The organism is Sphingopyxis granuli, assembly GCF_001559015.1.
Classification (GTDB): Bacteria; Pseudomonadota; Alphaproteobacteria; order Sphingomonadales; family Sphingomonadaceae; genus Sphingopyxis; species Sphingopyxis granuli.
Window position 1 is genome coordinate 758,562 of the sequence record NZ_CP012199.1, and the last position, 26,861, is coordinate 785,422.

General features: G+C 68.3%; 22 protein-coding genes and 1 pseudogene. 8 read left to right on the forward strand and 15 right to left on the reverse strand.

From position 1 onward, the window contains the following. Positions 1-43: 43 nt before the first annotated feature. Entirely contained in the window at positions 44-1,441 is a 1,398-nt protein-coding gene (locus tag SGRAN_RS03580; RefSeq protein ID WP_082737057.1) for a M48 family metalloprotease, read from the reverse strand. An 876-nt stretch (positions 1,442-2,317) separates the two neighbouring features. After that, entirely contained in the window at positions 2,318-4,978 is a 2,661-nt protein-coding gene (locus tag SGRAN_RS03585) for an Rne/Rng family ribonuclease (RefSeq protein WP_067180581.1), read from the reverse strand. A 621-nt stretch (positions 4,979-5,599) separates the two neighbouring features. Between SGRAN_RS03585 and SGRAN_RS03590 the strand changes: the two genes are divergently transcribed. The 5 genes from SGRAN_RS03590 to SGRAN_RS03610 all read left to right on the forward strand — a co-directional run bounded on the left by SGRAN_RS03590 (position 5,600) and on the right by SGRAN_RS03610 (position 12,621). Then, the gene (locus SGRAN_RS03590; RefSeq protein WP_082737058.1) at positions 5,600-6,862 is read left to right on the forward strand and encodes an N-acetylmuramoyl-L-alanine amidase; all 1,263 of its coding nucleotides are present in this window, start codon (positions 5,600-5,602) and stop codon (positions 6,860-6,862) included. Between the two features lie 73 nt (positions 6,863-6,935). Continuing rightward, the gene (locus SGRAN_RS03595; RefSeq protein ID WP_067180595.1) at positions 6,936-8,081 is read left to right on the forward strand and encodes a DSD1 family PLP-dependent enzyme; all 1,146 of its coding nucleotides are present in this window, start codon (positions 6,936-6,938) and stop codon (positions 8,079-8,081) included. Between the two features lie 87 nt (positions 8,082-8,168). Next, positions 8,169-10,685 (forward strand): penicillin-binding protein 1A, encoded by a 2,517-nt coding sequence (locus SGRAN_RS03600; protein WP_067180598.1) that lies wholly within the window; start codon positions 8,169-8,171, stop codon positions 10,683-10,685. Positions 10,686-10,753: 68 nt separating this feature from the next. Next, positions 10,754-11,881, forward strand: a complete 1,128-nt coding sequence (gene prfB, locus SGRAN_RS03605) for a peptide chain release factor 2 (protein ID WP_067180605.1) — start codon at positions 10,754-10,756, stop codon at positions 11,879-11,881. Next, the gene (locus SGRAN_RS03610; RefSeq protein WP_067112064.1) at positions 11,881-12,621 is read left to right on the forward strand and encodes a class I SAM-dependent methyltransferase; all 741 of its coding nucleotides are present in this window, start codon (positions 11,881-11,883) and stop codon (positions 12,619-12,621) included. The genes prfB and SGRAN_RS03610 overlap by 1 nt, the downstream gene beginning before the upstream one ends. A 234-nt stretch (positions 12,622-12,855) precedes the next feature. Here the strand turns inward: SGRAN_RS03610 and SGRAN_RS03615 are convergent, their stop codons facing one another. From SGRAN_RS03615 to SGRAN_RS03650, 8 genes and pseudogenes are all read right to left on the reverse strand, one after another. Beyond that, positions 12,856-13,221 (reverse strand): DsrE family protein, encoded by a 366-nt coding sequence (locus SGRAN_RS03615; RefSeq protein ID WP_067180607.1) that lies wholly within the window; start codon positions 13,219-13,221, stop codon positions 12,856-12,858. Then, positions 13,209-13,958 (reverse strand): HesA/MoeB/ThiF family protein, encoded by a 750-nt coding sequence (locus SGRAN_RS03620; protein ID WP_067180609.1) that lies wholly within the window; start codon positions 13,956-13,958, stop codon positions 13,209-13,211. The genes SGRAN_RS03615 and SGRAN_RS03620 overlap by 13 nt, the downstream gene beginning before the upstream one ends. Before the next feature lie 88 nt (positions 13,959-14,046). Beyond that, positions 14,047-14,508 (reverse strand): annotated as a pseudogene (dut, locus tag SGRAN_RS03625) (dUTP diphosphatase); the annotation flags it as partial. Then, complete coding sequence (gene coaBC / locus SGRAN_RS03630) at positions 14,471-15,739, reverse strand: bifunctional phosphopantothenoylcysteine decarboxylase/phosphopantothenate--cysteine ligase CoaBC (RefSeq protein ID WP_067180613.1); 1,269 nt, start codon at positions 15,737-15,739, stop codon at positions 14,471-14,473. The pseudogene dut and the gene coaBC, both read right to left, overlap by 38 nt. A gap of 3 nt (positions 15,740-15,742) precedes the next feature. After that, complete coding sequence (locus SGRAN_RS03635; protein WP_067180615.1) at positions 15,743-16,039, reverse strand: CcdB family protein; 297 nt, start codon at positions 16,037-16,039, stop codon at positions 15,743-15,745. After that, complete coding sequence (locus tag SGRAN_RS03640; protein ID WP_067112084.1) at positions 16,039-16,284, reverse strand: type II toxin-antitoxin system CcdA family antitoxin; 246 nt, start codon at positions 16,282-16,284, stop codon at positions 16,039-16,041. Before SGRAN_RS03640 ends, SGRAN_RS03635 begins: the two co-directional genes overlap by 1 nt. Before the next feature lie 44 nt (positions 16,285-16,328). Next, the gene (gene ubiB, locus SGRAN_RS03645; protein WP_067180617.1) at positions 16,329-17,873 is read right to left on the reverse strand and encodes a 2-polyprenylphenol 6-hydroxylase; all 1,545 of its coding nucleotides are present in this window, start codon (positions 17,871-17,873) and stop codon (positions 16,329-16,331) included. A 140-nt stretch (positions 17,874-18,013) separates the two neighbouring features. Next, positions 18,014-18,751 (reverse strand): class I SAM-dependent methyltransferase, encoded by a 738-nt coding sequence (locus SGRAN_RS03650; protein ID WP_067180620.1) that lies wholly within the window; start codon positions 18,749-18,751, stop codon positions 18,014-18,016. 94 nt (positions 18,752-18,845) lie between these two features. On the opposite strand from SGRAN_RS03650, the gene mutM reads away from it, so the two are divergent. From mutM to dnaA, 3 genes are all read left to right on the forward strand, one after another. Next, positions 18,846-19,658 (forward strand): bifunctional DNA-formamidopyrimidine glycosylase/DNA-(apurinic or apyrimidinic site) lyase, encoded by an 813-nt coding sequence (gene mutM / locus SGRAN_RS03655; RefSeq protein ID WP_067180633.1) that lies wholly within the window; start codon positions 18,846-18,848, stop codon positions 19,656-19,658. 187 nt (positions 19,659-19,845) lie between these two features. Continuing rightward, complete coding sequence (gene rpsT, locus SGRAN_RS03660) at positions 19,846-20,109, forward strand: 30S ribosomal protein S20 (RefSeq protein WP_067112560.1); 264 nt, start codon at positions 19,846-19,848, stop codon at positions 20,107-20,109. A gap of 500 nt (positions 20,110-20,609) precedes the next feature. After that, on the forward strand, positions 20,610-21,971 hold the full coding sequence (dnaA, locus tag SGRAN_RS03665) for a chromosomal replication initiator protein DnaA (protein WP_082737059.1): 1,362 nt from the start codon (positions 20,610-20,612) through the stop codon (positions 21,969-21,971). Between the two features lie 54 nt (positions 21,972-22,025). On the opposite strand, the gene SGRAN_RS03670 is transcribed toward dnaA, so the two are convergent. The 5 genes from SGRAN_RS03670 to SGRAN_RS22095 form a co-directional block, all read right to left on the reverse strand. Continuing rightward, on the reverse strand, positions 22,026-22,718 hold the full coding sequence (locus tag SGRAN_RS03670; RefSeq protein ID WP_404950394.1) for a DUF4136 domain-containing protein: 693 nt from the start codon (positions 22,716-22,718) through the stop codon (positions 22,026-22,028). Between the two features lie 120 nt (positions 22,719-22,838). Continuing rightward, entirely contained in the window at positions 22,839-23,855 is a 1,017-nt protein-coding gene (trpS, locus tag SGRAN_RS03675; protein WP_067180644.1) for a tryptophan--tRNA ligase, read from the reverse strand. 3 nt (positions 23,856-23,858) lie between these two features. Continuing rightward, positions 23,859-25,466 carry a murein biosynthesis integral membrane protein MurJ gene (gene murJ, locus SGRAN_RS03680; RefSeq protein ID WP_067180647.1) on the reverse strand — a complete coding sequence of 536 codons (1,608 nt, stop codon included), beginning with the start codon at positions 25,464-25,466 and terminating at the stop codon, positions 23,859-23,861. Between the two features lie 94 nt (positions 25,467-25,560). After that, positions 25,561-26,076, reverse strand: coding sequence for a protein-export chaperone SecB (gene secB / locus SGRAN_RS03685; protein ID WP_067180650.1), 516 nt, complete (start codon positions 26,074-26,076; stop codon positions 25,561-25,563). 203 nt (positions 26,077-26,279) lie between these two features. Beyond that, positions 26,280-26,780, reverse strand: coding sequence for a hypothetical protein (locus tag SGRAN_RS22095; RefSeq protein ID WP_210434194.1), 501 nt, complete (start codon positions 26,778-26,780; stop codon positions 26,280-26,282). Positions 26,781-26,861: the final 81 nt, after the last annotated feature.

The following is a 26,861-nucleotide window of genomic DNA, read 5'->3' on the forward strand; positions in this document are numbered from 1 at the left end:
GTGCATCACAGGATCGCGATGCCGTCCCGTCGTTTGCGCGAATCTAGCGCCGTTTGCGCGTTCGTTCCACCTCGGCGCGGGCGACCAGCGAAATATCCTGCGCCCGTATCCAGTCGGGCGACCCTTGCGGCAGGCCCTGCATCGCAGTTTCGGCATTACGCAGCGCAAGCGATGCCTGTCCACCCTCGAGACTGTATCGCTCCGCCGAGGCGAGCGCGGCGCGCGCCTGATCGCCCTTGCTCGCATAGACGATGCCGAGCTGGTACCAGGCGAAGGGATTTTCATTGTCGAGCGCGACCGCGGTCTTCAGCACCTTTTCGGCCTCGGGGTAATTGGCCGAATCCTCGGTCGCGATCAGCGCATGGCCGAGCAGCGCGGCGATCAGCGGCTGCGACCGCGAATTGGCGACCGCCTTGCGCAGCGCCGGGATCGCGTCGCGCGGGCGCCCCGATTCGAGCAGGATCTGGCCTTCGAGTTCGAGGAAATAGGGATCCTCGGGATCGGCGGCGATCAGTCCCTCGACCTCGGCGAGCGCCTTTTGCGGATAGGCGCTCTTGTGCCAGGCATAGGCGCGGGCATAGCGCGCGGGGACGCTGGTGTTGCTTTCGGGATAGAGGCGCAGCGTCTTCGCCGGTTCCGCGACGAATCCCACCAGTTTCGCCTTCACCCGCTCGAAACGCCGTTCGATCTGCGGGTCCGACGGCTTGTCCCACGCCGGATCGACGACATAGACCTCGCGCAGCGCCTGGATGCGGTCGCCCGACAGCGGGTGGGTGCGGCCATAGGCCTGGTCGTCGTCCTGCTTGATCGCATAGCGGAATTCGATGTTCTGCAGCCGCTTGAAGAAGGCGAGGCTGCCCTTGCCGCTGATCCCCGCCTTCGACAGATACTGCGCGCCCGCGGCGTCGGCGGTCGCCTCCTGCACGCGGCTGAAGGCGAGGAATTTGCCGAGCGCCGCCTGCTGGCCCGCCATCAATATTCCCATGCCCGCCTCGCCGCCGCCCGCCGCGATCGCCGCGGCGCCGAGCAGCAAGCTGACCAACGAAATGCCGGTCGCGGCCTTGATGCCGTCGTTGGTGCGGATCGCGTGGCCGCCCATGACGTGGCCCAGTTCGTGCGCGAGCACGCCCTGCACCTCGTTGGCGCTGCCGGCCGCCTCGATCAGCCCGCTGAAGACATAGATGTCCTGGCTGCCCGCGACGAAGGCGTTGATGCTGAGATCGCCGAGCATGTGGACGCGCACCTGGCCCGGGCGCAATCCTGCCGCGACGAGCAGCGGGTCCATCATGTCCTTCAGCAACGCCTCGGTCTCGGCATCGCGCAGGATCGATTGCGCCATCGCCGGCCGCACCGCGACCGCGAGCATCGCCAGCAGCACCAGCAGGGCGCGCAGCAAGGAGCGCGGGCCGGTGGCCCGGTGCGTGGCGTGCGGCGGGGTCATCGCTGCCTTCGTGGCGCCTCGCGCCTGAACATCGACTGAAGCCATGCAGGACTTATTGGGGCGCGGCGTGCGGCGGCGCAAGATGCGCCGCGCCGATTCTGCGGCCGGGGCGGAATCTGCGTTGCGAGGAAGGCGGCGCCGATACCCCCGACGAAAGCTGGGTGCCGGACGAGGACGCGCCAGAGCATGATGACTTTGGTTCGACCCGCTTCGTCATTGCGACCCCGGACCTGATCGGCGTTTATACCTTGGAGACAGGGACGCTGGTGATCCCCGGCGAAAGCCGGGGTCCATGCGAGGCAGGCGCACGTAGCTGGACCCCGGCTTTCGCCGGGGAACGGTTGCCTGTCGAAAAGGGGTAATTGCCGGCGTGATCCGGGGGAAGCCATCCAGGGCGGTTTGCACTGCTCTGGATTGCCGCGCGGCTTCGCCGCTCGCAATGACGAGTCCATTCGACGTCATCGCGCTCTATGGTCTGTGAGGATTCGGCGTTCGGCGCGCTGCCTCATCCGTTCGTCATGCTGAACTCGTTTCAGCATCCATGGCCGGGCCTTCCCTTTTGTGCCGCCTGTCAGGCGAGGGCAGACCATGGACCCCCGGATCGGGTCCGGGGCAGGCTCTGAAAAAAGTTCAGGGTGACGAATGGGAGAAACGGTGCCGAAATCCAAATCCCCACAGACATAGAGCATCGTGCATTGAATGGACTCGCAATTGCGAACGGAGCGAAGCAATCCAGGGCGGTTTATGCCACTCCGGATTGCTTCCCCCGGATCAGGTCCGGGGTCGCAAGGACGAGTCCAGCCGATGTCATCACGCTTTTGGAACGGCCCCCGACTTTCGCCGGGGACCGCGCGGCGCCGCGCGGTCCGGCGTGGATCAGTTGCCGAAGGTACGCTGCCACCAGCCGCGACGCGGCTCGCCCGTGGCTTCGTCGAGCGCGCCTTCGTCGAGAGCGCCCTCGTCGGCGACGGTCGCCGGCTCGGCCTCGCGTTCGGGCGCCGCGACAGGAGCCTCGGCGGTTTCCGCAGGGGTGGCTTCGGCGGCGGCGACAGCCTTCTTGCTGCGGCTCGCGCGCTTTTTCGGCGCGGGCTTGGCTTCGGCTTCCACCGGCAGCGTCGCTTCGGGCGCGGCGGCGGGGGCTTCGGCGGCTTCGGTTTCGGCGGGGGCTTCGACCGGAGCAGCCTTGGGCTTGCGCGGCGCGCGCTTGCGCTTCGGCTTCTCTTCGGCGGCCGGCGCTTCGGCCTCGACCTCGGCTTCGACGGCGACGGGCTCGGGCGCTTCGGCTTCGGGAGCTTCCGCTTCGACCGGCGCGGCTTCGGTCACGCCCTCGTCGGCGGCCTCGGCCTTCTTGCGGCCGCGTCCGCCGCGGCGACGGCGCGGCTTGGCTTCCGCTTCGTCGGCCGGAGCCTCGGCAGGCGCTTCGGCTTCCGCCGGCTCGACGTCAGCCGATTCGGCCGCCGTTCCGATGTCCGCTTCCGCGTCGGTATCGGCATCGCCGGCGTCGCCATTCTCGCCGCTTTCGCCATTTTCGTCGTCGCGACGTCCGCGGCGCCCGCGGCGGCGGCGGCGGCGGCGCTTGCGGCCGTCGCCATCGCCTTCGTCGTGCGGACGATCGGCGCGTTCCTCCTCGTCCTCCTCGGCGGTCTCATCGTCGAAGCTCTCGTCTTCCTCTTCCTCGATCTCGACGATCGGGGCGAAGCTGCGCTGCTGCGTGGGCGGCGGACCGCCGACCTCGACCACCATCCGCGCGCCCTCGGTCTCGCCGTCGGGCAGGATTTCGACCGAGACGCCGTAGAGTTCCTCGATCTCGCGCAGTTCGCGGCGCTTTTCGTTGAGCAGGTAGAAGGTCGCTTCCTGGCTCGCGCGCAGCGTGATCCGGCTGCCCTTGCCGCGCGCTGCTTCCTCCTCGATCAGGCGCAGCGCCGATAGGCCGGCCGAGCTGGCGGTGCGGACGAGCCCGGTGCCCTCACAATGCGGGCAAGGGCGCGTCGAGGCTTCGAGCACGCCGGTGCGCAGGCGCTGGCGGCTCATCTCCATCAGCCCGAAGCCCGAGATGCGGCCGATCTGGATGCGGGCGCGGTCGTTCTTCAGCGCGTCCTTCATCGCACGCTCGACCTTGCGGACGTTCGAGCCGTGATCCATGTCGATGAAGTCGATGACGATCAGCCCCGCCATGTCGCGCAGGCGCAGCTGGCGCGCGATCTCGTGCGCGGCCTCCAGATTGGTGTTGAGCGCGGTCTGCTCGATATTATGCTCGCGCGTCGAACGGCCCGAGTTGATGTCGATCGACACCAGCGCCTCGGTTGGGTTGATGACCAGATAGCCGCCCGACTTGAGCTGGACGACGGGATTGAGCATCCCGGCGAGCTGATCCTCGACGCCGTAGCGCTGATAGAGCGACACCGGGTCGGCATATTGCTTCACGCGCCGCGCGTGGCTGGGCATCAGCAGCTTCATGAACTGCTTCGCGGCCTTGTAGCCCTCGTCGCCCTCGACGAGCACTTCCTCGATATCCTTGTGATAGATGTCGCGGATCGCGCGCTTGACCAGGTCGCTGTCCGAATGGACCAGTGCCGGGGCGCTCGACGCCAGCGTCTTTTCGCGAATCTCGTCCCACAGGCGGGCCAGATAGTCGAAGTCGCGCTTGATCTCGGTCTTGGTGCGGCTCATCCCCGCGGTCCGGACGATGCAGCCCATCGTCGGCGGCAGATTGAGATCGTCGATCATCGCCTTGAGCTTGCGACGGTCGGCGCCGTTCGAGATCTTGCGGCTGATGCCGCCGCCGTGCATCGTGTTCGGCATCAGCACGCAATAGCGGCCGGCGAGCGACAGATAGGTGGTCAGCGCGGCGCCCTTGTTGCCGCGCTCCTCCTTGACGACCTGAACCAGCATCACCTGGCGGCGGCGGATGACGTCCTGGATCTTGTAGCGGCGGCGCAGCGACATGCGGCTTTCGCCGTCGTCGTCGCCGTTCCGGCCGCGCCCGCGACCCTTGCGGCCACCGCGCGCCCGTCCGCGCCCGCGGCGCCCGCCGCGGTCGTCCTTCAATTCCTCGGCGTCGCCATTGTCCGCATCGGATTCGCCGTCGCCATCGCCGGCCTCGGCGTCCATGTCGTCGTCGCTGTCCTCGCCGACCGTCACCGGCGCCGGGGCGTCGCCATTCTCGTCGTCGTCATGTCCCTCGACCTCGGCGACGTCGCCTTCCAGCTCGTCGAGATCCTCTTCGGCGCGCATCGCCGCCTCGGCGGCATGCTCGGCCTCTTCGCGGAGCAGCGCTTCGCGGTCTTCCTTCGGAATCTGGTAATAATCGGGGTGGATTTCGCTGAAGGCCAGAAAGCCGTGACGGTTGCCGCCATATTCGACGAACGCCGCCTGCAGCGACGGTTCGACGCGGGTGACCTTGGCCAGATAGATATTGCCCTTGAGCTGCTTGTGCTCGGCGGACTCGAAATCAAACTCCTCGATGCGGTTTCCCTTGGTGACGGCGACCCGGGTTTCTTCCCGGTGCCGCGCGTCGATCAACATGCGCGTGGTCATTGTAAACACTCCAAGCGCGCCGCGGCGCGCCAACAGAAAATCCCGCGGACGCGCCCGATCGGCGGCCGCGGCGGATAAGGGTGAAACGGAAAAAGACGTTATTGCCGCGCGGGCCCCGCGTCCGATCGTGGACGCGCATGCGGTCTTCCGCCGCGACGACCGCGGGCGCGAAGACGCCTGCGTCGCGGGAAGAAGAGGGCATGGCAAGCCTCATGCGGCATCAACCTGGTTATCGGGGCGACCGGATCGGCTGGGCGACACCTGAAGGATCGCGTCGGCCGCCCGGTCATCCGGGTGGACTGGCGGCGGGTCGTCCTTCCCCGCGTGTCCGGCGCCGGGGCGGCCGCGATCCGCGATTCGCGCGGGTCGGGCCCTTCCCCTCGAAAGGCCGGACGGCGCCGGGAACGACACCGCCAGTGCGGGGGGTGCTAGCATCGGCATCGCCGGACGGCAACCTCCACCGCCCGATAAAGATGGGAAGGCGCCCGTGCGTTGCAAGATTGCCGCACCGGCGCGCACCGGCGAATCGTGCTGAATCGCCGGTTAACCCTGCCGGTTGACGCCCGTTTGAGGTGCGATGGCTAATGGACGGTTCACGACTTTCCGCCGCCGGGGGCCTCGATGTTCTGGAATAAGCGCTGGACCACTGCCTGTCAGGGACGGCATAATCGCCCGATGGGCCTGCTGTTCGTCCTCCTGACGCTGCTGTGGAATCCGCCGGCGGCGCTCGCGGGGCAGATCGGTGCGATCGAGATCGGCGATTCCGAAATCACCCTGCGCTTCGACGATCTCGTCGCGGGCGCCTCGACGCTGCTGCTCGCGGGGCCGGACCGCATCGCGCTCGACATCGCGGGGGCGCAGGCGGGGCGGTCGCCCGGCGGGGCGGGGATTGTCCGCGCGGTGCGCCAGGGGCAGCGCGACCCCGCGACCGCGCGCGTGGTGCTCGACCTCGCGCAGCCGGCGCTGGTCTCCGACGCGCGCTTCGCCGCCGACGGCCGCAGCCTCAGCCTGCGCCTGCGGCCGGTCTCGGCCGACGCGTTCGAACGCGCCGCGCGCGGACCGCGCCTCGAATTGCAGCCGCCCGCGCAATTCCGCGCCAAGCCGCCGCAGAAGCGCTACAGCGTCTCGGTGCCGATCGGCAAGCCGAAGCCCGCGCTGCCGCTGCCGCGGATCGAGGGGCCTGACAATCCGCGCCTGCCGCTCGTCGTCATCGACGCCGGGCATGGCGGGCACGATCCCGGCGCCATCTCTCCGCACAGCGGCAAGCGCGAGAAGGACATCACGCTGGCGATCGCCCGCGCGACGCGCGACGAGCTGCTCGCGTCGGGCCGGGTGCGCGTCGCGCTGACCCGCGCCGACGACCGCTATCTGGTGCTCGAGGAGCGCTACGGCATCGCCCGGCGCCTGAAGGCCGACCTGTTCATCTCGATCCACGCCGACGCGGCCGAGAATGAACAGGCGAACGGCGCGTCGGTCTATACGCTGTCCGAGGTCGCGTCGGACCGCGAGGCCGCGAAGCTCGCGGCGCGCGAGAACAAGGCGAACATCATCAACGGCGTCGACCTCGGCGCGCACAGCAGCGAGGTGTCGTCGATCCTGCTCGACCTGACCCAGCGCGAGACGATGAACGTCGCCTCCGACTTCGCGCGGCTGCTCCAGCGCGAGGCCGCCGACGCCGTGCATTTCCGCACCACCGCGCATCGCTTCGCCTCCTTCGTCGTGCTCAAGGCGCCCGACACGCCGTCGGTCCTGTTCGAAACCGGCTTCATCTCGAACAAGGAGGACGCCGATTTCCTGAGCTCGGCGACGGGGCAGAAGAAGGTCGCGCGCGGGGTTCGCGACGCGGTGCAGGTGCATTTCGCGCGGCAGATCGCGGCGCGCTGACGCTTCGCCTTGATTTCGGCGGCGCCCGGCGCCAGCCTCGGGCCCTTCTCCATTCGAGGCAAGAAGGCGACGCATGGCCGACGATCTCTCCCTCCACGCGCATCTCATCGGCCGTCAGGGCTCGCGCGCCGACCTCAACACCCCGGTGCTGGTGCTCGATGTGGACGCGCTCGACCGCAACATCGCGGCGATGGCGGCAACGGCCGCGCGGCACGGCGTCGCGCTGCGCCCGCATGCCAAGACGCACAAGAGCGTCGACATCGCGCGGCGCCAGATCGCCGCCGGGGCGGTCGGCGTCTGCTGCGCGAAGATCGGCGAGGCCGAGGCGCTGGCCGGGGGCGGCATCGCGGGCATTCTGATCACCTCGCCCGTCGCCGCGCCACGCGCGATCGAGCGGCTGGCGAAGCTGGCGGCGCACGCTGACGGGCTGATCGCGGTGGTCGACCACCCCGACGTCGCGGCGCGGATCGACGCCGCGCTCGCCGCGGAGGACGCGCGGCTCGACGTGCTGATCGACATCGACCCCGGCATCGCGCGCACCGGCGTCGCGTCGCCCGAGGCGGCGGTCGCGCTGGCGCGGACGATCGCCGCGCTGCCGCGCCTCGCCCTGCGCGGCGTGCAATTTTATTGCGGGTCGCAGCAGCATATCGCCGACCATGCCGAGCGTGCCGCCGCGATCGCGGAGCGCACCCGCTATCTGGAAAGCGTGATCGCGGCGCTGGCCGGCGCGGGCTTCGCGTCCGGCATCGTCAGCGGATCGGGGACGGGCACCCACCGCATCGACATGGACCTAGGCGTCTTCACCGAATATCAGGCGGGCAGCTATGTCTTCATGGACAAGCAGTATCTCGATTGCGACCTGACCGGCGACGGCGCCTGCCCCTTCGAGGTCGCGCTCGGCGTCGATGCGCGCGTGGTCAGCGCCAACCACGAGCGGCTGGTGACGATCGATGCGGGCTTCAAGGCGCTGTCGACCGACGGCGGGGTGGCGGTCGTGCGGCGCGGCGCGCCCGAAAGCGCGCAGTTCGCCTTCATGGGCGACGAGCATGCCGCGCTCGTCGCGCCGGGCATCGGGGCGATGCTCGCGCCCGGCGATCCGGTGACGCTGACCGTGCCGCATTGCGACCCGACGGTGAATCTCTACGACCATTATCATGTCGTGTCGGGCGACACGCTCGTCGCCATCTGGCCGGTCAGCGCGCGCGGCCGGGCGCGATAGCGCGCCTTCGCGGGCCCGGGCGGGCCGTGCGGTCCGCCGCAAGCCCGCTTCCCTTTCGACGATGCAGGCTTTAGAGGCTGTGCGCATATGGCTTCCGACACCGCGTCCCATTTTCGCCTGCGCCTGCGCCGCGACAGCAATGCCGTCATCGCCTGGCTGCGCGAGATGTGGGCACGCCGCTGGTTCCGCTGGCTCGGCTCGCTCGCGGTGGCCGGGCTGGTGGCGTTCCTGCTGGCCTGGGCGATCTTCGCGCGCGACCTGCCGTCGGTCGACCAGTTGCGCGATTACGAGCCGCCGCTGCCCACCCTGGTCCGCGACGGCGAGGGCAAACCGGTGCACGCCTATGCCCGCGAACGGCGCGTCCAGCTCGAATACAGCGAATATCCGCAGCTGCTGGTCCGCGCCTATCTGGCGGCGGAGGACCGCACCTTCTTCGAACATGGCGGCATCGACTATCCGGGCGTCGTCTCCGCGATCCTCACCAATCTGAAGAGCGACGGCCGCCCGGTCGGCGCCTCGACGATCACGCAGCAGGTCGCGAAGAACCTGCTCCTCTCCAACGAGGTCAGCTACACACGCAAGATTCGCGAGGCGATCCTCGCCAAGCGCATCGAGGCGGCGCTGAGCAAGGAGCAGATCCTCGAACTCTACCTCAACGAAATCCCGCTCGGCCGTCGCGCCTTCGGCGTGCAGGCGGCGGCGCGCGCCTATTTCGACAAGGACGTCGACCAGCTCGCGCTGCACGAGATGGCGTTCCTCGCCATCCTGCCCAAGGCGCCCGAAACCTATGGCCGCGCGCGCAACGCCGACAAGGCGCTGGCGCGGCGCAACTTCGTGCTCGGCCAGATGCAGCGCAACGGCTGGATCACCGCGGCGCAGCGCGACGCGGCGCAGGCGATGCCGCTCGGCCTGACCGACGCCGGCAACCGGGCGGTCGCGCAGGTCGGCGGCTATTATATGGAAGAGGTGCGGCGCCAGCTGATCGACGCGTTCGGCGAAACCGCCGAGGACGGACCGCACAGCGTCTATGCCGGCGGCCTGTGGGTGCGCACCGGCTATGATGGCGCGATGCAGACGGCGACGACCGCCGCGCTGCGCCGCGGCCTGATCCGCTACGACGCGGGCAAGGGCTGGTCGGGGCCGATCGCGACGATCGAGGCCGACGACCAATGGGCGAGCCGGCTCGCATCGAGCTTTATCGGCATCGATTACGACGGCTGGCGCGTCGCCGCGGTGCTGTCGAAATCGGCGGGCGAGGCGCGGATCGGTTTCGCCGACGGGTCGACCGGGCGGTTGCCGGCGGGCGCCGCGGGCATCGGCTATCGCAAGACCGGCGGCAGCGCCTTTTCGGCGCTGCGCCCCGGCTATCTGATCGCGGTCAAGGCGACCGCGCCCGGCGTCTACGCGCTGAAGAACATTCCCGAGGTGTCGGGGGGCATGGTGGTCGAAAGCCCGCATTCGGGCCGCATCTATGCGATGCAGGGCGGTTTCGACGTCCGCCTGTCGCCGTTCAACCGCGCAACGCAGGCCGAACGGCAGCCGGGATCGACGATCAAGCCCTTCGTCTATGCGACCGCGCTCGACAACGGCATGACCCCGGCGACGATGATCGTCGACGGACCCTTCTGCGTCTATCAGGGGGCGAATCTCGGCAACAAATGCTTCCGCAACTTCGGCGGCGGCGGCGGGTCGGGCGAGCACACGATGCGCTGGGGCCTTGAACAGTCGCGCAACCTGATGACGGTGCGCACCGCGAGCCAGATCGGCATGGAGCCGATCGTCGAAACGATCAAGACGATGGGCATCGGCCAGCACGAACCCTATCTGTCGACCGCGCTCGGCGCCGGGACGACGACGGTCGAGAAGCTGGTCAACGCCTATGCGATGCTCGCCAACCACGGTCGCGAACTCAAGCCGCGCGTCATCGACTATGTGCAGGACCGCCGCGGCAAGGTGATCCTGCCGAAGAACTGGAAGCCATGCGAGGGCTGCAACGCGTCCGACTGGAACGGCCGGCCGATGCCGCGCTTCGCGCCGTCGGGCAAGCAGCTGATGGACCCGATGACCGCCTATCAGACCGTCCACATGCTCGAAGGCGTCGTCCAGCGCGGCACCGCGGTGCGGCTGCGCGACCTGGGCGTGCCGCTGTTCGGCAAGACGGGGACAACCTCCGGGCCGAAGGACGTGTGGTTCGTGGGCGGCACCCCCGATGTGATCGCGGGTGTCTATATCGGCTTCGACCAGCCGCGGAACATGGGCGGCTATGCGCAGGGCGGCAGCCTCGCGGCGCCGATCTTCAAGGATTTCTTCCTCGCCGCGCTGACCGACGCGCCGCCGGTGCCCTTCACGGCGCCGAAGGGGGTCCGCATGGTCCGCATCGACCGCCAGTCGGGCCGCCGCGTCTATGGCAGCTGGCCGGGCAGCGATCCCAAGGCGTCGGTGATCTGGGAAGCCTTCAAGCCCGAAAGCGAGCCGCGGCGGACGATCCGCGAGGAAGAGATCAAGCCGTCGAAGCCCGCGGCGCGCCCCGACGCCCCGGTCCAGCAGGGGCCGAACCGCCGCAGCGACAGCGATTTCCTCGACGATCGCGGCGGGATTATCTGACGCGCGGCGGCTTTTCCTCCGGCGCGCGAGCCTCTATGGCCGGCCCGACTTGATTCAGGAGCAAGACCATGCGCGCCGAAGCGCAGGACCATATCGACACAATCAACGCCGCGCTCGCGCTGGTGCGCCGCTTTCTCGACTGGGACCGCGCGCTGCGCCGTCTCGACGAACTCAATGCGAAGGTCGAGGACCCGACGCTGTGGGACAATCCCAAGGCGGCACAGGAGGTGATGCGCGAGCGTCGCCGCCTCGACGAAGCGATCGGCGCGACGCGCGCGATCGAGACCGAGATGGCCGACACCGCCGAGCTGATCGAACTGGCCGAGGCGGAGGGCGACGACGCGCTGGTCGACGATGCGGTCGCCAGCCTCGCCGCGCTGGCCGTGCGCGCCGAGGAGGACAAGGTCCGGGCGCTGCTGGCGGGCGAAGCCGACGGCTATGACTGCTATATCGAGGTGCATGCGGGCGCCGGCGGCACCGAGAGCCAGGACTGGGCCGAGATGCTGCAGCGCATGTACATGCGCTGGGCCGAGAAGCGCGGCATGAAGGTCGAACTGATCGAATATCAGGCCGGCGAGCAGGCGGGCATCAAGTCGGCGACGATGCTGGTCAAGGGCGAGAACGCCTATGGCTATGCCAAGACCGAAAGCGGCGTCCACCGGCTCGTCCGCATCTCGCCCTACGACAGCTCGGCGCGGCGCCACACCAGCTTCTCCAGCGTCTGGGTCTATCCGGTGATCGACGACAATATCGAGATCGAGATCAAGGAAAGCGACCTCAAGATCGATACCTACCGCGCGAGCGGAGCGGGCGGCCAGCACGTCAACACGACCGATTCGGCGGTGCGCATCACCCACGTGCCGACCGGCATCATCGTCGCCTCGCAGATCGACCGGTCGCAGCACAAGAACCGCGCGACCGCGATGAACATGCTGAAGGCGCGCCTCTACGAAGCCGAGTTACAGAAGCGCGAGGCCGAGGCATCGGGCGAATATCAGGCGAAGACCGAGATCGGCTGGGGGCACCAGATCCGTTCCTATGTCCTTCAGCCCTATCAGCTGGTGAAGGACCTGCGCACCGGCGTCACCTCGACCGCGCCGCAGGACGTGCTCGACGGGGCGCTCGATCCGTTCATGGCGGCGGCGCTGTCGCAGAAGGTGACGGGCGAGACGGTCGAGGTGGAGGACATCGACTGATGGCCTTCGCGGGCGTCCGCCCGGCGGCCGCCGCGCTGGCGCTGCTCGCCGCGCCGCTGGCGCTCGCCGGCTGCGACGCGCCGTGGAGCGACGATAGCGACCGCGTCGAGACCGCGCGCGAATTTCCGCCCGCCGACCGCCCCGTCGCGCCGATCACCTCGACCAAATGGTCGACCGAGGAGGCGCGCGACCGCGTCAACGAGGCAGAGGACGTCATGGATTCGGCCGATGTCCGTCCCGGCATGACGGTCGCCGACATCGGCGCGGGCGACGGCTATTACACCGTCCGCCTCGCCCAGCGGGTCGGCCCCGGCGGCCGCGTCCTCGCGCAGGACATCCAGCCCGAGGTGATCGAGCGGCTCGCCGATCGCGTCGCGCGCGAACGGCTCGACAATGTCTCGCTGAAGCTCGGCGCGGTCGACGACCCACGGCTTCCCGCCGCCAGCTTCGACCGTGTCTTCATGGTGCACATGTATCACGAGATCGGCGAACCCTATGCCTTCCTCTGGCGGCTGCGCCCGGCGCTGCGCCGGAACGGGCAGGTGATCGTCGTCGACGGCGACCGGCCGATCGCGCAGCACGGCACCCCGTTCCGCCTGCTCGTCTGCGAATTCCAGGCGGTCGGCTACAAGCTGCTCTCCTACAACGACAAACAGCACGCCGGCGGCTATCTCGCGCGCTTCGTCCCCAGCGGCCAGCGTCCGCGCCCCGACGCGATCAGGGTGTGCAAGAATCCATAGGGTTCGGATTCGCGATCCCTAGAGCGTGATGACATCGAATGGCCTCGTCATCGCTTCTCGCGGATCGGGTCGCCAATTATCCCTTTTCGACAAATAACCGTTCCCCGGCGAAAGCCGGGGTCCAGATGGCACAGCAATGCCCCACGTGGACCCCGGCTTTCGCCGGGGAGCAGCGCCTTACTTGCCTGAAGACATATGTGCCGATCGGGTCCGGGGTGGTAATGACGAAGTGCGTCAGTAAACGATCAGCGAATCCCCCGGCCCCAGCCCGGCGAGGAAGCTGACGAGTCCGCCCGCCTGCGCTTGCGGCACCAGTTCGCCCGCGGCGGTGCCGGTCAGCGCCAGCCCCGACTGGCAGACGATCAGCGCGACGTCCATCGCGGCCGCTTCCTCGACCATCTGCGCGAGCGTCGGCTGGCCTGCGGCACGGCGCGGCGCGTCGCCGGCAAAGCGCACGGGCGCGCGCAGCAGGGCCGCCGCATCGCCCTGCAGGAACAGGCGTGCAGGCCGCCCGAGCGCCGCCGAAGCCATCGCCGTTTCGAGCGCGGCGTAGAGGCGCCGCGCGTCGTCGGCCGCCACGATGATGCTCAGCCCCGGCATGTCGGGCAATCCGGGTCCTTGGCGACTGCGACCTCGCGCCAGCGCCGATCGAGCATGTCAACGATCGCCAGCCGGCCGGTCAGCGGCCGTCCCCAGCCGGTCAGCGCGCGCACCGCCTCGAGCGCCGCCATCGTCCCGATCATGCCCGGCAGCGCGCCCATCACGCCCTGCTCGGCGCAGTTGATGCCGGGGCGGTCGGGGTCGTCGCCGACTAGGCAGGCGTAGCAGGGGCTGTCGGCGCGCCATCCTTCATAGAGCGCGACCTGCCCGTCGAACGCTCCGATCGCGGCGCTGAGCAAGGGGATGTGCCGCGCGACCGCGGTGCGGTTGACCGCGAGCCGGGTGGCGAAATTGTCGCAGCCGTCGAGGATCAGGCTCGCGCCCGCCAGCAGCGCGTCCGCATTGTCCGCGCCGAGCCGCTCGACCATCGGCACCGCCTCGACATGCGGGTTGATCCGCCGCGCGGCCCGGGCGGCGCACTCGGCCTTGGGGGCGCCGATGTCGGCGTTGGTGAACAGCGGCTGGCGGTGGAGGTTCGACAGTTCGACACGGTCATGGTCGATGATGGTCAATCGGCCCACGCCCGCCGCAGCCAGATAGGCGGCGGCGGGACAGCCGATCCCGCCCGCGCCGATCAGCGCGACGTGCGCATCCTTCAGCTTCGCCTGGCCCGCGCCGCCGAACTGCGGCACGATGATCTGGCGCGCGTAGCGGTCGAGTTCGGCGTCGGACAGCAAGCGATCAGTCGCCCGGGCGCCGCATCTTCATCGCGGACAGTGACCCGACGTCGCGCGGCTTCTGCTCGTCGCCCGCGCCGCCCGCGATGCCGGTCGACCCGAAGCCACCCGCGCCGCGCGCGGTCTCGTCGAGCGTCTCGACCTCGGCAAAGGCCGCGCGCTGGACGGGGGCGGGGACGAGCTGGGCGATGCGGTCGCCGCGCTTCACCTCGAACGGCTCGTCGGACAAGTTGGCGAGGATCACCTTCACCTCGCCGCGATAGTCGCTGTCGATCGTTCCGGGCGTGTTGAGGCAGGTGATGCCATGCTTGAGCGCGAGCCCCGAACGCGGACGCACCTGCACCTCGTATCCGGCGGGAATCGCCATCGCGAAGCCGGTCGCGACGGCGTGGCGGGTGCCGGGACGCAGCGTCAGCGTCTCGGCGGCGACGACGTCCATCCCCGCCGCGCCCGCGCTGGCATAGGCGGGCAGCGGCAGGCCGCCGCCATTGGGCAGGCGCTGGATGGCGATCTCAATCGTGGGGAAGGGGAATGCGGGTGTCGAGCTCATCGGCGATCTTTTCCATCAATTTGCGGGCGACGGCCTCCTTGGGCAATCTCTCCCAACTGTCCACGCCGTTCTTGCCGACGATGTGAACGCGGTTCGTCTCGCCGCCCATCGGGTCGGCGGCGACGTCGTTGGCGACGATCCAGTCGCAGCCCTTGCGGGCGAGCTTGGCCTCGGCGTGGGCGATCACGTCGTTGGTCTCCGCCGCGAAGCCGACCAGCAGCGGGGGGCGCCGCGGGCTCTTCGCGAGGCTGGCGAGGATGTCGGGATTCTCGGCCAGCGCGAGCGGCGGAACCCGGCCGCTGCCGTCCTTCTTGATCTTTTGCGCCGAGGTGTCGGCGGCGCGCCAGTCGGCGACCGCCGCGACCATGATCGCGGCGTCGGTGGGCAGGCCCGCCTCGACCTCGGCCGCCATCTCGCGCGCGGTCTCGACATCGACGCGAATCACCCCCGGCGGGGTGGGCAGCGGCACCGGCCCCGCGATCAGCAGCACCTCGGCCCCCGCCTCGGCGGCGGCGGCGGCGATCGCGAACCCCTGCTTGCCGCTCGACCGGTTGGCGATGTAGCGCACCGGGTCGATCGGCTCGTGCGTCGGTCCCGCGGTGATCAGGATACGGCGGCCGAACAATGGACGGTGGTTCGCGGGGGCGAAGTCGGGCTGGCCGTCGATGCCTCCCGTCCCGCTGGCGGGCGAGGAAAGAAGCGCCGCGTCGATGGCTTCCATGATCGCGGCCGGCTCGGGAAGCCGGCCCGGTCCATATTCGCCGCACGCCATCTCGCCCTCGTCGGGATCGAGGATCGTCACGCCGTCGCGGCGCAGCGTCGCGACGTTGCGCTGCGTCGCGGGGTGCAGCCACATGCGCACGTTCATCGCGGGCGCGGCGAGCACCGGCTTGTCGGTGGCGAGCAGCAGCGTCGTCGCCAGATCGTCGGCGAGGCCCGCCGCCATCCTGGCGAGCAGGTCGGCGGTCGCCGGGGCGACGACAACCAGGTCGGCCTGCCGACTGAGCTGGATATGCCCCATCTCGACCTCGTCCTTCAGGTCGAAGAGGCTGGTATAGACCTTGTCCTCGCTGAGCGCGGCGAGCGTCAGCGGGGTCACGAACTGCTCGCCGGCGCGGGTGAGGACGCAGCGCACGCCATGCCCCGCCTTCCGCAGCAGGCGCACGAGCTCAATGCTCTTGTAAGCGGCGATGCCGCCGCCGACGATCAGCAGGATGCGCTTCGCGGCCATCGTTCAATATCCTGTCAGAAGTACGTTGAGTGCGCCGACGATGGTAAAATGCTCGCTCTCCAGATTGGCCACCGGCCGCTGAAGCCGCTCGCGCGGTATGGCGAAGATCAACTGGGTCGCCATGACCAGTCGTGCGCCGTTTATGGCAAAGACGGGGTTGAGACGCGGCACCGGGTCGAATCCAGTGACAGGCATAAGCGGAACGACGACACGCGTGACCAGATCATCGAGCAGATCGCTTTGGCAATCGAGCAGGAAACCCAATCCCCGCGACCCCGGATAGATATCGTAGCGTGCCATCAAAACTGCCGATATTGATCATACGGCATGCCATTTTTGCGGATATAATCGTTCCAGCTTTCGATTGCGGCGCGATTCTCTTCCTTCCACGCGGCTTCGCGTGCCTTCTTCACCTCGGCGGCGAGTCCGGTCTGGCATGCTTCGCTGACATTGATTCCCAGCCGCCTGGCCTCTTCGACCAGCTCGGCGCTCAGCGACACGTTGGTGGCTTTCTTGGGACCTTCGAAGCGCGCGGGCCGATTCATCGCCATCTCCTTTGCGCATAAGATATGCGCATATATGACCTGCTTCAACCCAGCCAGTGCAGCGCGCCAGCGCCCACCGCCGCCCCCGCGAGCGCGGTCAGCGCGTAGCGCCAGCCGGTGCGCGTGCCGTTCCGCTCCCACATCAGCGGAATGTCGGGCAGCGGCGGGGCGGGCGGGGCGGCGCCCTTGCGCGGAAGCTGGTCGTCGAGACGGCGGATGATGTCGGGGATCAGCGCCAGCGTCCGGCCCTGTTCGCGGATGCCGTCGGCCAGCGCCGCCTCCGGCCCCAGCTCGTCGCGAATCCATTCCTTCACGAAGGGGCCGGAGACGTCCCACATGTTGATTTTGGGATCGAGCATCGTCGCGACGCCCTCGACCATCACCATCGTCTTTTGCAACAACAGCAGGTGCGGCTGCGTCTGCATGTCGAAATCGCGCGTGATCGCGAACAGCCCGTCGAGCATCTGCCCGACCGACAGCTCGCTCACCGGCTTGCCGCGCATCGGCTCGCCCACCGCGCGCAGGGCTGTCGCGAACTCCTCGACGCTGTGATAGGCGGGCACATATTGCGCCTCGAAATGGATTTCGGCGACGCGGCGGTAATTGCCCGTGGTCAGCCCATAGAGGATTTCGGCGAGCCAGTAGCGCGCCTGGCGGTTGATCCGCCCCATGATGCCGAAATCGACCGCGGCGATCGTCCCGTCCGCCTTCACGAACAAATTGCCCTGGTGCATGTCGGCGTGGAAGAAACCCTCGGCGATCGCCTGGCGCAGGAAGGCGTGGACGAGATTCGCAGCCAGCGCCTCCATATCGTGCCCGGCGGCGATCAGGGCGTCGCGGTGCGAAATCTTGATGCCGTCGATCCAGTCGAGCGTCATCACGCGCGTCGCCGTGCGGTCCCAGTCGATCGCCGGCACCTGATAGGTCGGCACCGCCGCCATCGCGTCGGCGAGTTCGGACGCCGACGCCGCCTCGCGCCGCAGGTCGAGTTCGCGCAGCGTCCAGCGGCGGAAATTGGCGATCACCTGCCGCGGGCGCAGCCGCGCCGCCTCGCCCCCGAATGCCTCGAGATGTGCGGCCGCCCATTCATAGGTCTCGATATCGCGCGCGAACTGCTTGTCGATGCCGGGGCGGCGGACCTTGACCGCGACCTGGCGTCCGTCGGTGGTCACCGCCCGGTGCACCTGCGCGATCGAGGCCGATCCGACCGGATCGGGATCGAATTCGGAATAAAGGCTGTCCAGCGGCGTCTCGAACGCCGTCTCGATTTCGCGGCGGATCGCGTCGAAGCCGACCGGCGCCAGCGCGTCCTGAAGCGTCAGCAGGTTGCGCGCCGCCTCGTCGCCGACGAGGTCGGGGCGTGTCGCGAGCGTCTGCCCCAGCTTGACCGCCGCAGGACCGATCGCCTGGAAGGCGGCGGCATAATCGGGGATTTTGGGTTGGATCGTGCCGAGCCGCGCGATGCGGCACAGCCGCTTGACGCCGGGCGGCGTCTGCGGCGCGCTCTCGATCCCGCGCAACGCCCCGTGGCGCGCGAGGATGCGGCCCCATTTGAGCAGGCGGAGGATGTGGGTGACGGGGCGGGTCATCGTGACTCCCCTCCCGCAAGCGGGAGGGGTTGGGGGTGGGCCAGCGACGGTGTGGCCGCCACCCCGCTGCGACTAGCGAACAGGTTCGCAAGTCTCGCTGCCCCTCCCGCAAGCGGAGGGGCAAAATAGATGTGCGACCCTCACGCCTTCCACCCGCTGTGGATCGCGACCAGTCCGCCCATGATCGGCTCCACCTTCACCGCGGTAAAGCCCGCATCGCGAATCATCTGCGCGAAGGCGGGCATCGGCGGAAAGCGGCGAATCGATTCGATCAGATAGCGATAGCTGTCTTCGTCGTCTGCGATCAGCTTGCCGAGCCGCGGCACCAGATGGTGCGAATAGGCGTCATAGGCCTGCGCGAAGCCCGGCCATTCGTTGGTCGAGAATTCGAGGCAGAAGAAGCGCCCGCCATAGCGCAGCACGCGGTGCGCCTCGGCGAGCGCGGCCGGAATGTCGGTGACGTTGCGGATGCCGAAGGCGATCGTATAGGCGTCGAAGAAGCGGTCGGGAAAGGACAGGCTTTCGGCGTTCTGCTCGCTCCATACGAGGCTGTCGATGCCGCGCGCCGCGGCGCGCTCCATGCCGACGGCCAGCATATCGGGATTGATGTCGGCGACGGTGATGCTGGCGCCCGACGGCTCCATGCGAAAGGCGATGTCGCCGGTCCCCCCCGCCATGTCGAGGATCGCCTCGCCGGCGCGCGGCTTGACGCGGCGCACGAAGCGGTCCTTCCACAACCGGTGGAGACCGCCCGACATCGCGTCGTTCATGATGTCGTATTTGCGCGCGACGCGGCTGAACACCTCGCCGACCATTGCGGTCTTCCGACCCGCTGGAACCTGTTCGTAACCGAAGCTGACGGTGTCGGGCGTAGCCATGGAGTCGCGCCTTTGCGGGATGGGGGAGAGAAGTCTGACCGGCCTTTAGCCGGGCCTTGCCGCCCGCGCAAATGCCAGTTACCGCGCGGAGGAAATGCCCGAACTTCCCGAAGTCGAAACCACCGTCCGCGGTCTGGCGCCCTTCCTCGAAGGGCAGCGGCTGGCGACGGTGACGACCTTTCGCCCCGACCTGCGCCGTCCCTTCCCGGCCGACCTCGCGCAGCGGCTGACCGGCGCGACGGTGACGGGCCTGTCGCGGCGCGCCAAATACGGCATCGTGTCGACCGATCGCGACGACCACATGATCTTCCATCTCGGCATGTCCGGACGCTGGCGCACCGAGGGCGGCGAGGCGGGCAAGCACGACCATCTGCTCCTCGAAACCGGTGCGGGGCAGCGGTTGTTCCTTCACGATCCGCGCCGGTTCGGTTCGGTCGACCTGGTGGCGGGCGACCCGCTGACGCGCTTTCCGGCCTTCGTCACGCTGGGCCCGGAACCGCTGTCCGACGCGTTCGACGCCGCCTGTCTCGCCAAGGCGCTCGCGGGACGCCGGGCGCCGATCAAGGCGATGCTGCTCGACCAGACGGTCGTTGCCGGCCTCGGCAACATCTATGTCTGCGAGGCGCTCAACATGGCGCGGATCGCGCCGACGCGCGCCGCGGCCGACGTGCCCGAGGCGAAGCTCGCCGCGCTCGTGCCCGCGATCAAGGCGGTGCTCCTCGCCGCCATCGCGGCGGGCGGCTCCACGCTGCGCGATTTCCTGAGCCCCGACGGCGATCTCGGTTATTTCGCGAAGGACTGGCGCGTCTATGGGCGCGAGGGCGAGCGATGCGAATGCGGCGGCACCATCGCGCGCATCGTGCAGAGCGGCCGGTCGACCTTTCATTGCCCGAAATGCCAGCGCTGATGCGGTCTTTTCCCGCGAAGAGCATTGACCGGGACGCCCTTCATGGCTATGGGCGCACCCTTCGAGCAGGGTCCGGTCTTCCGGAACCGGCCGCATCCGGACATTGATTCGCCGCACCCGCGCGATTCGGCTGCTCCGCTTTCGGCTGTGCTCCGACCGTTGAACCGATTGGAAGTTTGAGGAATTTATGGCCAATACGCCGCAGGCAAAGAAGCGCATCCGCCGGAACCAGGCGCGCGCCAGCGTCAACAAGAACCGCGTTTCGCGCATCCGCACGCTGGTGAAGAAGGTCGAAGCCGCCGTCGCCGCGGGCGACAAGGACGCGGCGCAGGCTGCGCTCAAGGTGGCGCAGCCCGAAATGGCGCGCGGCGTCGCCAAGGGCGTGCTGCACAAGAACACGGTCGCGCGCAAATATTCGCGCCTGACCAAGAGCGTGAACGCGATCGCCTGATCCGTCGTCCCGAAAGGGGACAAGAGGGCCCGCCGGATATCCTCCGGCGGGCTCTTTTTTGTGCCCGCGATCATGACGCATCGATGACCATGCTGTTGCATCGCGGTAAGTCGCGGATTTGCCGCGATTCGTTGCCGGCGCCCCGTTGGCGACTATCTATAATACTGAAAAATAAGAAAAAAACGGGCATTTGACGATTTTCCGAGGGGTCCGGTGAGTCAAGGTTTTTATTTCAGTATTTTTACAGGCCGCGCCCTTGATCGACTCGCCAGAGCCTGACTAGACAAGGGCGTCGCTGGCCATCGCCGACGGCCGTCACTCGACATGATTCGATTCCCCTTCGGGCCGTGCGCCCGGGGTCGGATGCATGCGCCCGGCTGGAAACGCCGGGTCGGGACGGACAGGCGCGGCGGCGGACGGGGGCGACCGGAACTCAAAGGGGGCGGGACGGCGTGACAGGGAGTGGCGATCGGCATGACGGCAATGCGGACCTTGGAGCGATGAGCGGCGATGCCGCGGCGCTCTGGCCGCGCGTTGCCGAAGGGCTGCGCCGCGATCTGGGCGCCCGCACTTTCGATCATTGGCTGAAGCCCGTGCGCTTCGCCGATTACTGCACCCTGTCGGCGGTCGTCACGCTCGAAACCGCGAGCCGCTTTTCGGCCAACTGGATCAACGACCGCTTCGGCGAGCGGCTGCTGCTGGCATGGCGCCAGTATCTGCCGGCGGTGCGCAGCGTCACCGTGCGCGGCGGCGCGGCGGCGAGCGATCGCGCCGCGACGCTGGCGACCGCCCCGCTTCCCGCCTTCGACGCGACACCGGTCCCGGCCGTGCAGACCGTGCCGTCGCCGTTCGACGCGCGGCTGTGCTTCGACCGCTTCGTGGTGGCGCGCAGCAATATCCTCGCCGCCAACGCCGCGCGGCGCATGGCGATGGCCGAGGCGCCGCAGTTCAACCCGCTCTATCTCTGCTCGGGCACTGGGCAGGGCAAGACGCATCTGCTGCACGCGATCGCGCAAGCCTATGCGGCGATCCGGCCGACCGCGAACATCATTCTGATGTCGGCGGAGAAATTCATGCTCGAATTCGTCGGCGCGATGCGCGGCGGCGACATGATGGCGTTCAAGGCGCGGCTGCGCGCCGCCGACCTGCTGCTGCTCGACGATCTGCAGTTCGTGATCGGCAAGAATTCGACGCAGGAAGAGCTGTTGCACACGATCGACGACCTGATGTGCTCGGGCAAGCGGCTCGTCGTCACTGCCGACCGCCCGCCGGCGATGCTCGACGGGGTCGAGGCGCGCCTGCTGTCGCGCCTGTCGGGCGGGCTGGTCGCCGACATCGAGGCGCCCGAGGACGACCTGCGCGAGCGGATCATCCGCCAGCGGCTCGCCGCGATGCCGATGGTCGCGGTGCCCGACGACGTCGTCGCCTATCTGGTCCGCCATTTCACGCGCAACATCCGCGAGCTCGAGGGCGCGCTCAACAAGCTGCTCGCCTATGCCGCGCTGACCGGCGTCGATGTCGACCTCGCGCTTGCCGAGGACCGGCTGGCGGAGAATGTGCGCAGCGCCCGCCCGCGAATCACGATCGACGAGATCCAGCGCGCGGTCTGCGCGCACTACCGGCTCGACAAGGCGGAGATGGCGTCGAAGCGCCGCGTGCGCGCGATCGCGCGTCCGCGCCAGGTCGCCATGTATCTGGCGAAGGAACTGACGCCCCGCTCCTATCCCGAGATCGGGCGCCGCTTCGGCGGGCGCGACCACTCCACGGTGATCCACGCGGTGCGCACGGTCGAGGCGCTGCGCGTCACCGACAGCGAACTCGACGCCGAGATCGCGGCGATCCGGCGCAGCCTCAACAATTAGGCTTTTCCCCTTCCGGCGCGGCGCGCGCCGGAGAAGGACGGGGGTCGCGTGCGCTTACCGCTTTTCGGGCGGGGCCACCGTGATGCGGACCCGCTCGCCCGAATTGCCGGGGAAGCCGGTGAACATCGCCTCGACGAGATTCGGCACCAGCTGCTGAAGATCGTTGCTGCGCGATTGCGCCTGCGCGTGACCCTCGAACAGGCGATGGCCGTCGGCCGCGCGGTCGATCTGCAGGTCGAGGCCGCTGGTATAGACGGTATAGCTCTGAACGTCGTTATAGCCCCAGCCGGGCCCGAAACCGCCCCAATACCAGGGATCGTACCAGCCGTGGACATAGCGCCGGCCGTTGGGGCCGCGTATCACCATCGGGCGATAGAAGCCGCGGTTGAACCCGTAGCCGCCATACCAGGGATCGCCGAAACCGGGGCTCGACACGACGCGTTCGCGGCCCTTGTCGATGCCATAGTCCATGCGCACGACGAGGTCGGCCTTCTCGCCCGGCGCGGCGGGGCGATAGCCGTAGCGGGTCAGTTCGCCGGCGACGAGGCTGGCGTACTGGCTGAACTCGATGCCGCCCTGCAGGGCCGGATTGGCCGCCTCGATGGCGAAGCTCTGCCCCTGCGGTGCCGGAAGCTGCGTTTGGAAGCGCGCGACGTCGGCGCGGAACGGGGTCGCGCAGCCGGCGAGCGCCAGCGCCGCCCCTGTCATGGCAGCGAGACCCAGCCGCCGGAGATTCGTCTTGCTCATTGTCATGCTCCGTATTCGGTGCGCGGATGACTCCACGCTTTACCCCATGACTATGCCGATGCGACTTAACCTTGGTTGAACCCGGCTCGCCGCGATTTCGTTCCGAAAAATCCCCGGACCTTACCGGCAAAGCCCCAGCACATGATATGTGGCGTCGAGCGTCGGCTTTGCAAGGGTGCGCGCCTTTGCCGCGCCGCGCTCGAGAATCGCGTCGAGCGCCGCGACATCGTCCCTGAGCGCGACGAAGCGCGCGTTGATCGGCGCGAGCTTTTCGACCAGCAGTTCGCCGAGCGCGGGCTTGAAGGCGCCGAAGCCCCGGCCGCCGAAATCGCGCAGCACGGCGTCGACGCCGACGTCGGCCAGCGTCGCATAGATGCCGACGAGGTTGCGGGCCTCCGCCCGCCCTTCCAGCCCCGCCGCCTCCGACGGCAGCGGCTCGGGATCGGTCCTCGCCTTCTTCACCTTCTGCATCATCGCGTCGGCATCGTCGGTCAGGTTGATCCGGCTCATGTCCGACGGGTCGGATTTCGACATCTTCGCGCTGCCGTCGCGCAGACTCATGATCCGCGCGGCATCGGCGGGGATGATCGGTTCGGGCAGGGTGAAGACCGGCGCCTCCTCGCTGGCATAATCATTGTTGAACTTCTGCGCGATGTCGCGCGCCAGTTCGAGATGCTGCTTCTGGTCCTCGCCGACCGGGACGTGCGTCGCCTGATAGAGCAGCACGTCGGCCGCCTGGAGCACCGGATAGGTGTAGAGCGCCGCCGAAGCGCTTTCGCGATTCTTGCCCGACTTGTCCTTGAACTGCGTCATCCGGTTGAGCCAGCCGAGCCGCGCGGTCCCGTTGAGCAGCCATTGGAGTTCGGCATGCGCGGGGACGCGCGCCTGGTTGAACAGGGTCGACCGATCGGGGTCGATCCCGCAGGCGACGAGCGCCGCGGTCATCGCGCGCGTGCTCGCGGTGAGTTCGGCGGGCACGTGCGGCATCGAGATCGCATGAAGGTCGGCGAGGAAGAAGAGGCAATCGCCGCCTTGCGCCGCCGCGTCGTCCTGCATCCGAACCCAGTTGCGGATCGCGCCCAGATAGTTGCCGAGGTGCAAGTTTCCGGTGGGCTGGATGCCCGAAACGATCCGCATGTCCTATTCCTTCGTGGTCGCCGCTCCAGTGCGGCGGCGCCGCGTCAACATGGCGAGCAGCTCCTTGTCAAGCGCGCCGACCAGGAAAGCGGCGGCGAAGAAGACCGCGCCGCCAGCGACGACGAGCGCGCTCAGCGACCAGACGCGCTCGAATGCGCTGCCCGCATAATGGGGCGCGAGGCGCGGCATCATCCACCACAGCAGCGCCGCCATCGCCGCGACCGCGACGATCTGGCGCGCGATCCGGCTCGCAAGCCGCGCGGTGAAATGGAACCAGCCGCGCCGGTGGAGAACGATGTAGAGGAGCAGGCAGTTGAGGCTGGCCGAAACCGCGGTCGCGCCCGCCAGCCCGACGATGCCGAAGCGGCGCACGACATAGAGGTTGATCGCGATGTTGACGATCAGCGAGGCGAGCGCGGTCCACACCGGCGTCCGCGTATCCTCGCGCGCGAAGAAGCCGGGGTTCAATATCTTGACGATGACATAGGCGGGCAGGCCGGCGACGAGCGCGACGACGATGTTCGCCATGATCGCCCCGTCGGCATCGGTGAACTTGCCGCCGACGAAAAAGGCGGCGGTGAAGGCGGGCGCGCAGATGGCGAGCGCGGCGGCGGCCGGCAGGGTGAGCAGCGTCGCCATCTCGAAGGCGTTGCTTTGCAGGCGCTGCGCCTCTGCCGCGTCGCCCGCGTGGATGTGGCGCGCGAGCATCGGCAGGATCGCGGTGCCGAGCGCGATGCCGACGATGCCGAGCGGCATCTGGTTGAGCCGATCGGCGAGCTTGAGCAGCGTGAGCGAACCCTGCGGGAGCGAGGTGGCGAAGAATGTGTCGACGAACTGGCTGATCTGATAGATGCCGGCGCCGAAGGTCGCGGGCAGGATCAGCATGCCGAGCCGCCGCACCTCGGGCGTCAGCTTCGGCAGCCGCAGATGCAGGCGCAGGCCGGCGCGGCGCACCGCCCACCACAGATAGGCGAATTGCGCGAGCCCCGCGACGCTGACCGAGATGGCGAGCGCGAGTGCTACGATGCGGTCGTCGCCGCTGTCGCCGCGCAGTTTCCAGCCGGCGACGATCCCGGCGATCAGCACGATGTTGAGCAGCACCGGCGCGAAGGCCCCCGGCGCAAAGCGCGCCCGCGCGTTGAGCACCCCCGACAGCATTGCGACGAGGCTGATGAAGCCGAGATAGGGGAAGGTGATGCGGCTCAGCAGCACCGCGAGCTCGAACTTTCCGGGCACGTCTTGATAGTCGCGCGCGAGAATCCAGACGATGGCCGGCATCGCGATCATCGCGACCGCCGAAAAGACCAGCAGCACCCACAGGAACACCGCGAGCACATCGTCGGCGAAGCGCGCCGCCGCCGCCTCTCCGCCGCCCTCGCTCTCGCTGCCGTGCAGCGCGCGGCTGTACATCGGCACGAAGGCGACCGAGAAGGCGCCCTCGGCGAACAGGCGGCGGAAGGTGTTGGGCAGAGTGAAGGCGAGCTGATAGGCATCGGCCGCGAGCCCGGCGCCGAGCACGCGCGCGAGCAGCATGTCGCGCACGAAGCCGAAGATACGGCTGACCAGCGTCAGTCCGCCGATCGTCCCGACGCTGCGGACGAGGCTGCTCATCCCGAAGCCCCCTCCCCTTCAGGGGCGGGAGAGGGGCGATTCACCGCGTCGCGCAAGGTCGAGGGGCCCACCCCGCTGCGCCCGTCCGGTCGGGTCAGGCCTGGCCGACCGGCGTGGGGATGTCGCCCTGGCCCTCGGCCTGCGCCTGGGCCTGTTGCAGGAACAGGCCGTGGAAATCGATCGGTTCGAGCAGCAGCGGCGGGAAACCGCCGTCGCGCACCGCATCGGCGACCACGCGGCGCGCGAAGGGGAAGAGGATGCGCGGCGCCTCGGCGAGGAAGAAGGGCTGGAGCTGGTCCTCGGGGACGTTGCGGACCCCGAACAGGCCGGCATATTTCAGCTCGATGACGAAGGCGGTTCCCTCGTCGGCCTTCGAGGTGACGTCGATCTTCAGCGTCACTTCGAACAGATTCTCGCCGACGCCGTCGGCGCCGATGTTGAACTGGACGTCGATCTGCGGCGCGGCCTGCCACTGATAGACGGCGGGCGCGTTCGGATTCTCGAACGACAGGTCCTTCACATATTGCGAGATCAGGCCGATCGCCGGGCTGGTGTCCTCGCCGTTGGACAGGGTTTCGGGGGTGAAGTCGCTGCTGGTCTCTTCGGCCATGTCCAAAATGCCTTCATTCTCTGGTCGGGAAGGGTCCGGTCCCCTGTCCCGAGGGGCAGGCGGCGGACGGTTGCCGGGCGCTTAGCAGCGGCGGGCGGCGAGCACAATGGGCGCCGGACCGGCTTTATCGTGGGTTCGAATCCCACCGCTTCCGCCATCCCCCTGTAGCAGCGCCCGCTCGAAGGCGCTGCCAGCGTCAACGGCTATTTCGCGCCCGTTGCCTGCTCGGACTGTTCCGCACCGTCATTCAACGTCAGGTTTTTCACGCGACCATCTGAGTTGATGATAAATCTCCCGCCACCATATCCGGTTGCGCCCGTCGTGGTGCCTACCTCATATACTACACCTCGCCGCAAAGGGCTGGCTTTGATGGCAGGCCATTCCGGTTGATGGCGACCTTTGAAACTCTCGCCATAAGGAATGGGAAATTTGTTGGCGCAGTCGTCGTCATAATCCACGCTTTCTCGCCAGACGCTTTCTCGTTCGTCCACAGCGGAAACTTCGATACGTCGAAGACAAGACGGCGAGCTTGATGATTTGGGATCGACGACGAAAACTATCCGCCCGTCACGAACGACGGCGATGACGTCATAGCTGTATGAACATCCACCGAGGAGCATGGCCAAGGGCGCAAGGATAGCGAGTCGTTGCTTCATTTCTTCATTCTCAACGCCAAATTTTAGACACGCAAGTTTCATTGCCAAACTGACGGTCCGGCTCGCGTCATGCTACCAGCGAGGCCGGGGCACGGTCACCACTCTGCATATGCCGCATTTGCGGCGGGC

What these genes read in the sequence shown, in the direction of transcription:
- SGRAN_RS03610 (WP_067112064.1), top strand. Translation starts at nt 11,881, where the DNA reads ATGGCCTTCGCGGGCGTCCGCCCGGCGGCCGCCGCGCTGGCGCTGCTC.
- SGRAN_RS03585 (WP_067180581.1), bottom strand. Translation starts at nt 4,978, where the DNA reads ATGACCACGCGCATGTTGATCGACGCGCGGCACCGGGAAGAAACCCGG.
- dnaA (WP_082737059.1), top strand. Translation starts at nt 20,610, where the DNA reads ATGAGCGGCGATGCCGCGGCGCTCTGGCCGCGCGTTGCCGAAGGGCTG.
- SGRAN_RS03650 (WP_067180620.1), bottom strand. Translation starts at nt 18,751, where the DNA reads ATGGCTACGCCCGACACCGTCAGCTTCGGTTACGAACAGGTTCCAGCG.
- trpS (WP_067180644.1), bottom strand. Translation starts at nt 23,855, where the DNA reads ATGCGGATCGTTTCGGGCATCCAGCCCACCGGAAACTTGCACCTCGGC.
- SGRAN_RS03635 (WP_067180615.1), bottom strand. Translation starts at nt 16,039, where the DNA reads ATGGCACGCTACGATATCTATCCGGGGTCGCGGGGATTGGGTTTCCTG.
- mutM (WP_067180633.1), top strand. Translation starts at nt 18,846, where the DNA reads ATGCCCGAACTTCCCGAAGTCGAAACCACCGTCCGCGGTCTGGCGCCC.
- prfB (WP_067180605.1), top strand. Translation starts at nt 10,754, where the DNA reads ATGCGCGCCGAAGCGCAGGACCATATCGACACAATCAACGCCGCGCTC.
- SGRAN_RS03580 (WP_082737057.1), bottom strand. Translation starts at nt 1,441, where the DNA reads ATGACCCCGCCGCACGCCACGCACCGGGCCACCGGCCCGCGCTCCTTG.
- SGRAN_RS03595 (WP_067180595.1), top strand. Translation starts at nt 6,936, where the DNA reads ATGGCCGACGATCTCTCCCTCCACGCGCATCTCATCGGCCGTCAGGGC.
- SGRAN_RS03640 (WP_067112084.1), bottom strand. Translation starts at nt 16,284, where the DNA reads ATGAATCGGCCCGCGCGCTTCGAAGGTCCCAAGAAAGCCACCAACGTG.
- rpsT (WP_067112560.1), top strand. Translation starts at nt 19,846, where the DNA reads ATGGCCAATACGCCGCAGGCAAAGAAGCGCATCCGCCGGAACCAGGCG.
- SGRAN_RS03590 (WP_082737058.1), top strand. Translation starts at nt 5,600, where the DNA reads ATGTTCTGGAATAAGCGCTGGACCACTGCCTGTCAGGGACGGCATAAT.
- murJ (WP_067180647.1), bottom strand. Translation starts at nt 25,466, where the DNA reads ATGAGCAGCCTCGTCCGCAGCGTCGGGACGATCGGCGGACTGACGCTG.
- secB (WP_067180650.1), bottom strand. Translation starts at nt 26,076, where the DNA reads ATGGCCGAAGAGACCAGCAGCGACTTCACCCCCGAAACCCTGTCCAAC.
- SGRAN_RS03600 (WP_067180598.1), top strand. Translation starts at nt 8,169, where the DNA reads ATGGCTTCCGACACCGCGTCCCATTTTCGCCTGCGCCTGCGCCGCGAC.
- ubiB (WP_067180617.1), bottom strand. Translation starts at nt 17,873, where the DNA reads ATGACCCGCCCCGTCACCCACATCCTCCGCCTGCTCAAATGGGGCCGC.
- coaBC (WP_067180613.1), bottom strand. Translation starts at nt 15,739, where the DNA reads ATGGCCGCGAAGCGCATCCTGCTGATCGTCGGCGGCGGCATCGCCGCT.
- SGRAN_RS03670 (WP_404950394.1), bottom strand. Translation starts at nt 22,718, where the DNA reads ATGAGCAAGACGAATCTCCGGCGGCTGGGTCTCGCTGCCATGACAGGG.
- SGRAN_RS03615 (WP_067180607.1), bottom strand. Translation starts at nt 13,221, where the DNA reads ATGCCGGGGCTGAGCATCATCGTGGCGGCCGACGACGCGCGGCGCCTC.